This is a genomic window from Nonomuraea sp. NPDC026600, from assembly GCF_040638335.1.
Lineage (GTDB): Bacteria > Actinomycetota > Actinomycetes > Streptosporangiales > Streptosporangiaceae > Nonomuraea.
Window position 1 is genome coordinate 41,434 of the sequence record NZ_JBEZYD010000038.1, and the last position, 12,844, is coordinate 54,277.

At 69.7% G+C, this 12,844-nt stretch carries 13 protein-coding genes; 12 read left to right on the forward strand and 1 reads right to left on the reverse strand.

The genetic code is table 11. The features are described 5' to 3' along the window. Positions 1-33: 33 nt before the first annotated feature. The 10 genes from AB0F17_RS52005 to AB0F17_RS52050 are packed head-to-tail and all read left to right on the forward strand — an operon-like array spanning position 34 to position 9,198. Positions 34-822, forward strand: coding sequence for an enoyl-CoA hydratase/isomerase family protein (locus AB0F17_RS52005; RefSeq protein ID WP_358039992.1), 789 nt, complete (start codon positions 34-36; stop codon positions 820-822). Positions 823-825: 3 nt separating this feature from the next. Continuing rightward, positions 826-1,185 carry an OB-fold domain-containing protein gene (locus AB0F17_RS52010; RefSeq protein ID WP_358039995.1) on the forward strand — a complete coding sequence of 120 codons (360 nt, stop codon included), beginning with the start codon at positions 826-828 and terminating at the stop codon, positions 1,183-1,185. After that, positions 1,185-2,330 (forward strand): thiolase family protein, encoded by a 1,146-nt coding sequence (locus tag AB0F17_RS52015; protein WP_358039998.1) that lies wholly within the window; start codon positions 1,185-1,187, stop codon positions 2,328-2,330. Before AB0F17_RS52010 ends, AB0F17_RS52015 begins: the two co-directional genes overlap by 1 nt. 8 nt (positions 2,331-2,338) lie before the next feature. Further along, on the forward strand, positions 2,339-3,541 hold the full coding sequence (locus tag AB0F17_RS52020; protein ID WP_358040001.1) for an acyl-CoA dehydrogenase family protein: 1,203 nt from the start codon (positions 2,339-2,341) through the stop codon (positions 3,539-3,541). Continuing rightward, entirely contained in the window at positions 3,538-4,503 is a 966-nt protein-coding gene (locus AB0F17_RS52025; protein ID WP_358040004.1) for a phosphotransferase family protein, read from the forward strand. The genes AB0F17_RS52020 and AB0F17_RS52025 overlap by 4 nt, the downstream gene beginning before the upstream one ends. After that, entirely contained in the window at positions 4,504-5,721 is a 1,218-nt protein-coding gene (locus AB0F17_RS52030) for an acyl-CoA dehydrogenase family protein (protein ID WP_358040007.1), read from the forward strand. Beyond that, on the forward strand, positions 5,718-6,488 hold the full coding sequence (locus tag AB0F17_RS52035; RefSeq protein ID WP_358040010.1) for an SDR family oxidoreductase: 771 nt from the start codon (positions 5,718-5,720) through the stop codon (positions 6,486-6,488). The genes AB0F17_RS52030 and AB0F17_RS52035 overlap by 4 nt, the downstream gene beginning before the upstream one ends. Further along, a complete protein-coding gene (locus AB0F17_RS52040; RefSeq protein ID WP_358040013.1) occupies positions 6,485-7,243 on the forward strand; it encodes an SDR family oxidoreductase in 759 nt (252 codons plus the stop codon). Before AB0F17_RS52035 ends, AB0F17_RS52040 begins: the two co-directional genes overlap by 4 nt. Continuing rightward, a complete protein-coding gene (locus AB0F17_RS52045) occupies positions 7,240-8,037 on the forward strand; it encodes an enoyl-CoA hydratase-related protein (RefSeq protein WP_358040016.1) in 798 nt (265 codons plus the stop codon). The genes AB0F17_RS52040 and AB0F17_RS52045 overlap by 4 nt, the downstream gene beginning before the upstream one ends. A gap of 12 nt (positions 8,038-8,049) precedes the next feature. After that, on the forward strand, positions 8,050-9,198 hold the full coding sequence (locus AB0F17_RS52050) for an acetyl-CoA C-acetyltransferase (RefSeq protein WP_358040019.1): 1,149 nt from the start codon (positions 8,050-8,052) through the stop codon (positions 9,196-9,198). A 39-nt stretch (positions 9,199-9,237) separates the two neighbouring features. On the opposite strand, the gene AB0F17_RS52055 is transcribed toward AB0F17_RS52050, so the two are convergent. Then, on the reverse strand, positions 9,238-9,933 hold the full coding sequence (locus AB0F17_RS52055; protein WP_358040022.1) for an alpha/beta fold hydrolase: 696 nt from the start codon (positions 9,931-9,933) through the stop codon (positions 9,238-9,240). Between the two features lie 377 nt (positions 9,934-10,310). Between AB0F17_RS52055 and AB0F17_RS52060 the strand changes: the two genes are divergently transcribed. Then, positions 10,311-11,954, forward strand: coding sequence for a CocE/NonD family hydrolase (locus tag AB0F17_RS52060; RefSeq protein WP_358040025.1), 1,644 nt, complete (start codon positions 10,311-10,313; stop codon positions 11,952-11,954). 190 nt (positions 11,955-12,144) lie between these two features. Continuing rightward, on the forward strand, positions 12,145-12,771 hold the full coding sequence (locus tag AB0F17_RS52065; RefSeq protein ID WP_358040028.1) for a TetR family transcriptional regulator: 627 nt from the start codon (positions 12,145-12,147) through the stop codon (positions 12,769-12,771). Positions 12,772-12,844 lie beyond the last annotated feature (73 nt).

Sequence of the window (12,844 nt, forward strand, 5' to 3'; positions counted from 1 at the left end):
ACTGTACTGAATTCAGTTCATTTAGGAGGAACAGTGACGGTAGAGGACGAGATCCAGTTCGAGCGCGATGGCAACGTCGCGCGCGTGTGGCTCAACCGCCCGTGGAAGAAGAACTGTGTAACCCTGCCGATTCTCAAGCGGCTCGACGAGATCATCACCGAGGTCGACGCCGACCCCGAACTGCGCGTCCTGGTGCTGCGCGGCCGGGGTGGCACGTTCTGCTCGGGCTTCGACCTCGACGAGCTGCAGGCCGACTACATCGGCAGCAGCACGGCCATGGACGTGGCGGTCATCTCGGCGAAGGTCTGCGACCGGCTGTACTCGATGAGCACCCCCTCCGTGGCGGTGCTGGAGGGTCATGTCACGGCCGGCGGCTTCGAGCTGATGATCTCCTGTGACTTCGCGATCGCCGCGGACGACGCCAAGATCGGTGACTTTCACATCCGCCGGGCGCTGTTCGGCGGGGCGGGGCCGATCTACCGGGTGCCTCGCATGATCGGCATCCGCAAGACCAAGGAGCTGATGCTCACCGGCAAGCTGCTGTCCGGTGTCGAGGCGGTCGACTTCGATCTGATCAACAAGTCGGCGCCCGCGGAGGAGCTCGATGCCACGGTCGAGGAGTTCATCAGCCACCTGACCGACAAGAGCCCCTTCCAGATGCGGATCACGAAGATGACCATCGACCGCAGCCTGGAGGCCGACATCCAGTCGCTGATGGTGATGGAGCACCTGGCCGTCGGGGTGACGCTCAACTCCCAGGACGCCGCCGAGGGCGTGGCCGCGTTCCTGGAGAAGCGCGAGCCGAAGTGGAAGGGTCGCTGACCGGTGTCGGCGCATCAGGCCGCCGGTCTGCGAGGTTCCCGGTGCGAGGCGTGCGCGGTGACGGTCTACCCGGCTGACGACGCCTGTCCGCGCTGCGGGCAGGCGGCCTCTCCGGTGACGCTGTCCTCGGCTGGGGAGCTGTGGACCTGGACGGTTCAGCGGTTCGCTCCGAAATCACCCCCGTTCGTGCCGCCGCAGGACGGCTTCCGGCCGTTCGCACTGGGTTACGTGGAGCTGCCGGAGGGCGTCCGCGTCGCGGCGGTGCTCGACATCGACGACCTCGACTCGATCCGGATCGGCATGCCCTTGCGGATCGAGCCGACCACCGGAGTACCACACGCGATCGCGATCGAAGGGGCCTGATGACCGACGTACTGATCGCCGGCGCCGGCATGTCGCCGTTCGGGCGCACGGAGCACATGACCGGGCGCCAGCACGCCGTGTACGCGGTGAAGGCCGCGCTCTCCGATGCCGGGATCGCGTGGCCACGGGTGGACGCGGCGTTCGGTGGCAGCGATGCCGCGGGCCTGGCCGACACCTTGGTGGCGCAGCTCGGCCTCACCGGCCTGCCGTTCGTCAACGTCAAGAACGGCTGCGCGACGGGTGGCAGCGCTCTGGTGTCGGCGGTGAACGCCATTCGCGCCGGCCTGGCCGAAGTGGTGGTGGCCGTCGGGTTCGACAAGCATCCGCGGGGGGCCTTCGACCCGCTGCCGGCGGACTGGGGGCTCGACGAGGCCTACGGGCGTGACGGGCTGATGGTCACCACCCAGTTCTTCGGCATGAAGATCCGGCGTTACATGTACGACCACGGGATCAGCTCCCGGACGCTCGGGCTGGTGGCGGAGAAGGCCTACCGCAACGGCGCCCTCAATCCGAACGCATGGCGGCGTACCCCGATGGACGCCGACGAGATCCTCGCGTCGGGCATGGTCAGCGACCCGCTGACCCGCTACATGTTCTGCTCCCCGGGAGAAGGAGCGGCCGCGCTGGTGCTGTGCGCCGCCTCGGCGATCGGGAAACCGGCGAGCGTCCCGGTGACCCTGCGATCGGCGGTCGTGCGGTCGCGCCGCTTCGGCTCGTTCGAGGTCTTCAGCCCGTGGATCGCCAGCGGAGAGCTGAGCAGCGTGACCCGGGACGCCGCTGCGGCGGCGTTCGAGGCGGCCGGTGTCGCCCCCGGCGACGTCGATGTGTGCCAGCTGCAGGACACCGAGAGCGGTGCCGAGGTGATGCACATGGCCGAGTGCGGGTTCTGCGAGGACGGTGAGCAGGAGAAGCTGATCGCGTCGCGCGCCACCGAGATCGGCGGCGCGTTGCCGGTCAACACCGACGGCGGCTGCATCGCCAACGGTGAACCCATCGGGGCGTCGGGTCTGCGCCAGGTCTGCGAAGTGGTGCGGCAGCTGCGCGGACAGGCCGGAGACCGGCAGGTGCCCGGCGGGCCCAGAGTCGGATTCACCCACGTGTACGGCGCCCCGGGCGTGAGTGCCTGCACGGTGCTGTCCCGATAGAGGAACTGATGAGCGACATTCCAGCACCTGAGAAGTTCAGGGCAGAGGCCGCCGACTGGCTCGCGTCGGCCGCCCGGCCGCGGCAGGAGAGCGGCGCCTGGGGCACCGGAGACGACTCGGTAGCGGTCTTCGAGAACTGGTCGGAAGAGGAGGAGCGCGAGCACACCGAACGGATCCGGGCTTGGGAGGTGACCCGGTACGACGCGGGCTGGGGCGCGCTGAGCTGGCCGGAGGAGTTCGGCGGACGTGGCCTGCCCGTGTTCTACGAGCAGCTCTACCGGCAAGAGGAAGCGGCCTTCGACGTCCCGCGCCGCACCGAGGTCTTTCCGGTCACCCAGCAGCTGGTGGCCCCGGCCATCCGGATCTGGGGCACGCCCGAGCAGCAGGAGCGCTGGATCCGGCCCATGCTGCGTACGGACCAGCTGGCCTGTCAGCTGTTCTCCGAGACCGAGGCCGGCTCCGACCTGGCCGCGGTCCGTACCCGGGCGGTGCGCGACGGCGACAACTGGGTGCTCGACGGGCACAAGGTGTGGACCTCGGGGGCGACGGTGGCGTCCTGGGGTGTCGCCGTGTGCCGCACCGACCCGGACGTGCGCAAGCACGCGGGCATCACCGTGTTCATGGTGCCGATGGACGCTCCAGGCGTCACCATCCGCCCCATCCGGCAGATGACCGGCGGGACCAGCTTCAACGAGGTCTACCTCGACGGCGTCGTGGTGCCCGACACCGATCGGCTGGGCCCCGTCGGAGAGGGCTGGCGGGTCACGCTGACGGTGCTGGCCGCCGAACGGCTGGACTCCGGCTCCCTCGGCCTGGACAACGCCGACCGCGCCCTCGACCTGGCCCGGCACCTGCCACGACCGCTCACCGGCCACGAGCAGAACCTCGCGGCGGACCTGTACGCACGCACGCTCGTCCAGCGCGTCATCGGGCTCCGCGTGACCGCGGCGCTGGTCTCCGGTCGCGAACCGGGCGCCGAGGCGTCGGTGGGCAAGCTCTACGCCACCGAGACCATGCGCCGCACCAGTGACCTGGTCCTGCAACTTCTCGGGCCGCGCCTGGTCGCCGACACCGGAGAGTGGGGCACTTTCGCCTGGACCGAGCAACTGCTGGGCGCTCCCGGCTACAGCATCGCCGGCGGCACCGACGAGATCCAGCGCACCATCCTGTCCGAGCGGGTGCTCGGCCTGCCCAAGGAGCCGTCACGATGACCGCCGGCGTCGCTTCGCCAGACCTGGCCGACCGGGTCGTCAGCGCTTTCCCAGGCCAGCGGGTGGGCCCGCTGGAGACACTCGCCGGCGGCCACTCCGGGCTCACCTACGTGGTCACGGTGGGAGAGCGCAAGTACGTCGTCAAGGCGGTCCCGCACGCGGAACGGCCGGTGGGCCGTAACGACATGCTCCGCCAGGCGCGGGTGCTCCAGGCGCTGGCCGGCACGGCGGTGCCTGTCCCCCAGATCGTGGCCGTCGACGAGCGGCAACCGGCCTGGTTCGCCATGGAGTTCGTCTCCGGCGAGGCCGTGGAACCGGTGCTCGACGAGCACGATCTCGACCCGGCACTCGCCCGCGCCCGCATGGTGGAGGCGGCCCGCGTACTGCGCCGGTTGCACGACCTCGACATCGCCTCCCTGACGCTGGACGCGCCGCCGCCCCGCGACGCGACCGCCGAGCTCGAACAGTGGAGCCGCACGATGCGCGCGGTTCCCGCCGAACTCCGCCCCGGGGGCGAGGACCTGCTCCATCGGCTCGCTCAGGCAGTGCCCGACGACCTGCCGCCGGTCCTGGTGCACGGGGACTTCCGGCTGGGCAACGTCCTGTGCCGGGCGCATGAAGCGGCGGCCGTCGTGGACTGGGAGATCTGGAGCATCGGCGACCCGCGGACGGACCTCGGCTGGTTCCTGCTGTTCGCCGACCATCGCAACTTCCCCGCGCTGGGCAGGGAGTTCCCCGGGCTGCCGGCCGAGGCGGAGCTGCTGGACGCCTACCTCGCGGGCGCCGTCCCGCTCCCCGGCCTCGACTGGTTCCGCGCGCTCACCCGGATGAAGATGGCCGCGATCATGGGTCACAACCTGCGCCGTCACCGCGAAGGCCGGATCCACGACCCGGACCAGGAACGGCTGCCGCCGACGATCGCCGCCATGATCCGCACCGCGAACGACATTCTAGGGACATAAGTGGATTTCGCATTCTCCCCCCGCGCACGCGAGCTCCAGACCCGGCTGGGATCGTTCATGGAGCAGCACGTCTACCCCGCCGAAATCGTGTACGACCGGCAGCTCGCCGACGCCGACGACCCGCACGCCCTTCCTCCCGTGATGCTCGACCTCAAGGAGAAGGCCCGCGCCAAGGGTCTGTGGAACCTGTTCATGTCCCACGGCGACTGGGGCGCGGGGCTGACCAACCTCGAGTACGCGCCGCTCGCCGAGCTCGCCGGCCGCTCCATCATCGGACCCGAGGTGTTCAACTGCTCCGCCCCGGACACCGGGAACATGGAGTTGCTCGCGCTGTTCGGCACCCCCGAGCAGCAGGAGCGTTGGTTGCGCCCGCTGCTGGCGGCCGAGATCCGGTCGTGCTTCGCCATGACCGAGCCCGACGTGGCCAGTTCCGACCCGCGCAACCTCCGCACCAGGATCACCCGCGACGGCGACAGCTACCTCGTCAATGGCCATAAGTGGTACACCTCGGGCATCCTTGATCCGGACTGCCGGCTGATCATCCTCATGGGGGTGACCGACCCGGAGGCGCCGACCTACCGTCAGCAGAGCATGCTGCTCATCCCCCGCGATACCCCGGGCATCACAGTGCTGCGCGACCTGCCCATGTTCGGCTACACCGACCGGCTCGGACACGGTGACGTGCTCTTCGAGGACGTACGCGTGCCCGCCGCCAACATGCTCGGCGGCGAAGGCGACGGCTTCGCGCTCGCCCAGGGACGGCTCGGACCCGGCCGGATGCACTACGCCATGCGCGCGGTCGGGTTCGCCGAACGCGCTCTGGAGCTCATGTGCCGGCGGGTGCTCGACCGCGAGGCGTTCGGCGGCCCGCTGGCCGACCAGGGCGTGGTGCGGGAGTGGATCGCACGCAGCCGGATCGAGATCGAGCAGTTGCGGCTGCTGGTGCTCAAGTCGGCATGGTTGATGGACACCATCGGCAACGCCGCGGCCCGCATGGAGGTCGCGGCGATCAAAGTGGCGGCGCTGGAGGTGGCCCACCGGGTGGTCGACCGGGCCGTCCAGGCGTTCGGCGCGGCCGGGGTCAGCGACGACACCGTCCTGGCCCGGTTGTTCGCGATCACCAGGGCGTTGCGCATCGCCGACGGGCCCGACGAGGTGCACCTGCGTACCGTCGCCCGCCAGGAGCTGGCCAAGTACACCAAGAAGGGGGCGGCATGAACGTGCTCGACGGCCGAGTCGCGGTGATCACCGGCGGGTCCCGGGGCATCGGGCTGGGGATCGCGCAGGCTTACCGGAGCGCCGGCGCGCACGTGGTCATCGCCGCGCGCAAACCGGAGGGGCTGGCCGCCGCCCGTACCGAGCTGCTGCGCGTCGAGGCGAGCGGGGACGTGCGCACGGTCGTGGCCAACGCCGGCGAGCCGGACCAGGCCCAGCGCTGCGTCGACCAGACGATGGAGTGGTTCGGCCGACTCGACATCCTGGTCAACAACGCCGCCACCAACCCGTACCACGGCGACCTGCTCGACCTCGACCTGCCCCGCGCGGAGAAGACGGTGCGGGTCAACCAGTACGGGATGATCGCGTGGACCAGCTGTGCCTGGAAGGCCGCGATGGCCGAGCACGGCGGTGCCGTCATCAACATCGCGTCGGTGGGCGGGCTGATCGTCGACCCGCACATCGGTTACTACAACGCCACCAAGGCCGCCATGATGCACATGACGCGCCAGCTCGCCTACGAGCTCGGCCCCAAGGCGCGCGTCAACGCCATCGCACCGGGCCTGATCAAGACCGAGCTGGCGCGTGCCGTCTGGGAGGCGCGCGAGTCCATCCTCACCGCGAAGCTCCCACTGCGCAGGCTGGGCACCCCCGAGGACGTCGCCAACGCGGCGCTCTTCCTGGCCTCGGACGCCTCGTCCTGGATCACCGGCCAGACCCTCGTCATCGACGGCGGCGCCACGGTCCTGCCGATCGGGGTCGACGAGTGATCGACGACCTGTTCTCCCTGCGCGGACGGACGGCCGTGGTCACCGGTGCCTCCTCGGGGCTGGGCGCCCGCTTCGCGACCGTCCTCGCCGCCGCCGGAGCGACCGTGTTCGCGGCGGCCCGGCGGATCGACCGGCTGGCGGAGCTGGCGGCGGGTGACTCCCGCATCCACCCGGTGGCCTGCGACGTCAGCCGTGAGGAGGATCGCGAACGGCTGGTCGCGACGGCGATGGCGGACACCGGTCGCTTCGACGTTCTGATCAACAACGCCGGCATCCCGGGCGAGCTTCGCGCACAGGACGAGAGCCCGCAGGACTTCACGGACGTCCTCGCGGTGAACCTGGTGGCGCCGTTCCACCTGGCCGGCCTCATGATGGAACGCGAAGCACCCGGCACCGGGCGGAGCATCGTCAACGTGGCGTCGATCCTGGGCCTGGTGTCCACAGCTCCGATGGGCGGCGCGAGCTACTCGGCCTCCAAGGCGGGGCTGATAGGGCTCACCCGGGAGCTGGCCGGCCAGTGGGGTCACGCGGGCGTACGCGTCAACGCGCTGGCGCCGGGCTGGTTCAGATCCGAGATGACCGAGGGGTTGTTCTCCGACGACCGGTCCAGCCGGTGGGTCCAGAAGAACACGATGCTGCGCCGCGGTGGGGACACCGGCGAACTCGATGGTGCCCTGCTGTTCCTCGCCTCCGACGCCTCGTCCTACTGCACCGGCCAGGTCCTGGTCGTCGACGGCGGCTGGACGGCACGATGAGCGCGACCGTCACGATCGAGGTTCTGGACGGAGTGGCGGACATCGTCATGTGCCGCGGCGCCCGCGGCAACGCCATCGATCTGAGCCTGGCGCGCGGGCTGCGCGACGCCGCCCGGGCCTGCACGGTGGAGAACGTCCGGGCCGTCCTGCTGCGTGGTGAGGGGCGATCCTTCTGCGTCGGCGGCGACCTGCGCGAGTTCTCCTCGCTGCGGGGTGAAGCGCTCAAGAAACATCTCATGGAGGTGACCGACGCGCTGCACGGAGCCCTGCGGATCTTCGCCGGGATGGACGCACCGCTCGTCGCGCAGGTCCAGGGCGCGGTGGCCGGCGCCGGCGTGGGCCTGGCCGCCGCCGCAGACCTCACCGTCGCGGCGGACGACGCGACGTTCATGCTCGCCTACACGGGCATCGGGTACTCCCCCGATGCCGGGGTGACCTGGTCGCTGCCCCGGCTGGTCGGCCCCAAGCGGGCGCTGGAGCTGTTGCTCACCAATCGCCGGATCTCCGCGCGGGAAGCGGCCGACCTGGGGCTCGTGACGTCCGTGGTGGCCGCCGAACGGTTGCCGGAGGAAGCGCGACGGGTGGCCACCGCGCTCACTCTGGGTGCGACCAAGGCCATCGGCGCGACCAGGCGGCTCGTTTCCGCCGCCCTGTCCGGCGACCTCGACCCGCACCTGGACCGTGAGGCCCGCTCGCTCGCCGAGACGGCGGCGTCCTTCGAGGGCGTCGAAGGCGTCGCCGCCTTCCTGGGCAAGCGTCCTGCTCGGTTCTCCTTTCCCCACCCCACCGAATGACCGGAGAAAACTGTGGCCGAAGCCTTCATCGTCGATGCCGTCCGTACCCCTGTCGGCCGCCGCAAGGGAGCGCTCAGCCAGGTCCACCCCGCCGACCTGGGCGCCCATGTCCTGCGTTCGCTCGTCACCCGAACCGGGATCGACCCCGGGGCCGTCGATGACGTCTACTTCGGCTGCGTCAGCCAGATAGGGGCGCAGACGGGGAACATCGCCCGTACGTCATGGCTGGCCGCGGGGCTCCCCCAGCACGTGCCCGGCACGACCGTCGACCGGCAGTGCGGCTCGTCGCAGCAGGCCGTCCATTTCGCCGCTCAAGCGGTCATGTCCGGCACCGCCGACCTCGTCGTCGCGGGCGGCGTCGAGGTCATGAGCCTGGTGCCCATCGCGAGCCCGGCCGTCGTGGGCGAACGCGAGGGCATGGGGACGCCGTACGACGGGGAGGGCTGGCGAACCCACTTCGGCGAGGAGGAAGTGTCGCAGTTCCGCGGCGCCGAGCTGATCGCGCGGATGTGGAAGGTCTCGCGGGAGGACATGGAGCGGTTCGCCATGAACAGCCACCGGCGCGCGATCACCGCATGGGCGGACGGGGTCTTCGCCGACGAGGTGGTGCCGGCGTTCGGCCTGGAGGCTGACGAGGGACCGCGGGCCGACACCACTCTGGAGAAGATGGCGGGGCTCAGGACGCTCACCGAGGGCGGCCTGCTGACCGCCGCGGTGTCCAGCCAGATCTCGGACGGCGCCGCCGCACTGCTCGTCGCCTCGCAGGACGCGGTGCGCCGACACGGGCTCACGCCGCTGGCCCGGGTCCACAGCATGGCCGTGGTGGGCTCGGACCCGATCTACATGCTCACCGGACCCATCCCGGCCACCGAGAAGATTCTGGACCGCGCCGGGCTGTCCATCGACGCCATGGACCTGATCGAGATCAATGAGGCGTTCGCCTCGGTGGTGCTGGCCTGGCAGAAGGAGACCGGCGCCGCCCCCGAACGGACCAACGCGTTCGGCGGAGCCATCGCGCTCGGCCATCCGCTGGGCGCCACAGGAGCGCGGCTGATGACGACCCTGGTGCACCAGCTTCGCCGTACCGGCGGACGGTACGGCCTGCAGACGATGTGCGAGGGAGGCGGGATGGCGAACGCCACGATCGTCGAGCGGGTATGAGAGCCGGCCCGCCGGCATCGCGGCGGGCCGGCCCGGCGATCAGCCGTGAATGGCGTTGAGGACGGCGGCCAGCTTTCCGGGCGCGCTGATCATCGCCAGGTGGCCGGTGTCGAGATCGACGACGTCCGGCCGGAGCAGCGCGATGGATCGCTGCTGGAGCTCCTCGACGTAGCACTTGTCCCGTGTGAGGTGCAGGTACGTGCGCGGGATCTCGCGCCGGTAGCCGCTCAGGTCCACGGTTTCGCTCAGCAGAGCGGCCGAGTCGTCGATCAGCCGATCCAACGTGGACACGGTGGTCGCCTCGTCCATGTCTTCGCACAGGATCGCGGCGGCGCCCTCGCGGGTCTGGTGGTAGACGCCGCCGGCGATGGACTGCTCGACCAGATCCCGTACGCCGGGATCGATCTGGTCGAGCACCCGGGACCCGTCGGGAGGCACCACGCCCGACACGAGAACGACATGCCGGATCCGGTCTGGTATGAGGTCCAGGACACGCGGCACGGTCACTCCCGCGAAGGAGTGACCGACCAGCACCACGTCTCGCAGATCCTTCGCCTCGACGTCCTGCCGGACCGCGTCGGCGCAGTCCGCGAGCGTGACCGTGTTCAGCTCGACTCCCGCCCTGGTCCCGCGGCCGGGAAGGTCGACCGCCAGCGCCTCCGCGTCCAGGTGAGGGATCAGCTCGTCCCAGCAGTTCGCGCCGAAGCCGGCGCCATGGATGAGAACGAACGGCATGGGTGGCCTCCTCATTCGCAGTATCGCTGAACCCTAACTGAATTCAATTTTGCTGTACAGGTCTCGTGCCGCCCCAGGCGAGCGCACGTATGGCAGCGGTGATCGACGGGCGACCTGTACCGCTCGCGGCCCTCGTTGCTAGCCTAAGTGAGTTCAGTTCGGGAAAGACTGATCGAGGATGGTGCATGATGGGCGCTTCGTGGCGTCGACGGGCGTGCTCCGCTCTACTCACAGGCCTGCTCACCACGGGAATGCTCGCCGGGGGCGGGGCGCCCGCGCGGGCCGATCGCCAAGCGTCGACACCCTGGCCGGGCGGGCGATGGGAGCCGGGACCCGCCCGCTATGGAACGACGATCGCGTCGAACGTCCCTGTGCGGATGGACGACGGTGTGACGCTCACGGCCACAGTGGCCTACCCGACCGATCCCGCCACCGGCCGGCGTGCCGTCGGCCGGTTTCCGGTGATCTTGCAGCAGACGCCGTACACGGATGACGTCAATTCCTTCTTCGTCCCGTACGGCTACATCTTCGCGACCGTTCGATCGCGAGGCACCGGCACGTCGGGCGGCGAGTTCGGGTACGTGTCGGCACGGGATCACCGAGACGGTGTGCGGACCGTCGACTGGGCGGCCCACGAACTGGACGGCTCCAACGGCATCGTCGGCGGATATGGCTGCTCCTATGCCGGAGAGACCCAGCTCTACACCGCCGCCGACGTCGGCCGCGGCTCACCCCTCAAAGCGATCATTCCCACGTGTACCGCGCAGGACTACCTCCGGGAGACCTTCCTGGTGAACGGGATCTTGACCGGAGACTTCCCGTTCCTGCGCCGCGCGGCCGCCTCCGTGGGCGACACGCCCTCGGCGAAGGCCTTCTTCGCCGATCTGGTCGCGAACATCGAGAGCGGTGGTGACGCCGCCTACAGCAGGGACTTCTGGCGGGCCCGCCAGCCCGTCACCTTCGCCCAGAGCATCGTGGACAACGACATCCCCGCCCTGCTCTGGAGCGGATGGGACGACGTCGTCATCCGGGGCGCGACCGAGTTCTACACGGCGCTGCAGAACGCCTACCACGACCGCCCCGTCCAGGCCGCGATGGATCCCAGGCAGCCGACCACCGGTCGCTACCAGATCATCGTCGGTCCGTGGGGACACGGTCAGGGCCTCGACAACACCATCATGCTCGAGTGGTACGACACGTGGCTGAAGCGCGCGAACACCGGCATCGAGCGCACCGACACCCCGATGCACCTGTACGAGCTAGGCACGGACCGCTGGATCAACGCGGCGCACTACCCGATCGTCCCGGACTACACCACCTACTATCTCCACGCGAACGGAGCGCTCGAGTCGTCCCGATCGTCAAGGGGCAGTGACCCGATCGCGTGGGCCCAGCCGAGCGTGGCGGGCAGCACGCTCACGTACTCGACGCCTCCCCTCGCGGACGGCGCCACCCTGGCGGGACCCGTCAGCGCGGCCGTGTACGCGAGTTCCAGCAACACCAACCTCCAACTGATCGCCACCCTCGCCGACGTCGCGCCCGACGGGACGGCGGTGCCCATCACGTTCGGGGCGGTCCTCGGCAGTCAGCGTGCCCTGGATCCCGCCAAGAGCTGGCGCGACCGGAACGGGACGATCATCCGCCCCTTCACCCGGCAGACCGGCGACGACTACCTCACGCCCGGTGCGGTGACCCGCTTCGACATCGCGCTCCACCCCCGTCTGTGGGCGGTGCTTCCGGGACATTCACTCCGTCTCACCCTCACGACCCAGACGCCCGATTCCGCCTGTGCGGGGTTCAACATCCTTCCGTGTGCTCTCACCGCTCCCGCGCGGGCCAGCGTGGCCGGTGGCACCTACCGGATTCAGCGCGGCCCGGCGTGGCCGTCCTCGGTGAGCCTGCCGCTCCTGAGAGCCGGTTGCTTCCGCACGGCGGCCGGCGCGGTCACGCCGACGAGCGGCGGCCTCTCCCAGCCCATGGACTGGTCCACCAAGGGGCCCGGCAATCCCTGCCAGCGGTAGCGCGCGTTCTCGCGCCATCGGGACCTGCGATCTTGACGGCCTGCCGCGAGAACCCGAGCTCGACCAGGGCAGGGGCGTTCTTGCGAGTATGATGACCTGGAATGGGACTAGAACCGAGTTCAAATCAGGTTGACCAGGGAATTCTGGCCGGGCCGCGACGTTGCTCGGCGCGATTGTCGGGGGTGGGGTGATGACGACAGCGAAGATCACGGAGCCGGACGAAGGTCCCCGTTCCAAACGCAGGGCCATCCTGACGGCTGCGATCAAGAATTTCGGCAAGAACGGCTACGACGCCACCAAGTGGTCGGTGGTTGCTGATCAGGTAGGAATCGGGCAGACCGCCCTTTATCACTACTTCGAGTCGAAGGCCCACTGCCTGCTCACGATCATGCGGCTTGAGCTTCAGCGTTCGCTGGAGATGTTCGTGAAGGCGACCGACGGCCAGCCGGACCCGATGGAGGCGTTGCGGGAAGCGGTGCGCTCGGCGTACACGGTGTCCGAACGCGACGTGGCGCAGATGCGGATCCTGCAGAACAACCTGGCGATTCTCGCGGTGCCGCGCAGCTCGAAGAAGGAGGAGGCCGAGCGGCTCGCCGCTCGTGAGCTGGTCCATGGCATCGAGGACGCCTGGACCGCACTGCTCCAGCGGGGGATGGACGAGGGCGCCTTCGTCCACCGTGACGCGCACACGCTGGCCCTGAACATGCTCGGCATGATCGTGAGCGTCTGGCGCTGGTATCGCCCCAGAGGTCCGGTGACTCTGTCCGACGTGAGCGAGCTGACCGAAGACTGCTGCGTGCGGATGGTCGCACCGTAGCCAGTGGTCCGACGACCGGCATGACCCGTGTGGAGGGTCGTGCCGGTCGCTCTGTGTCGGGACAAAACCACCA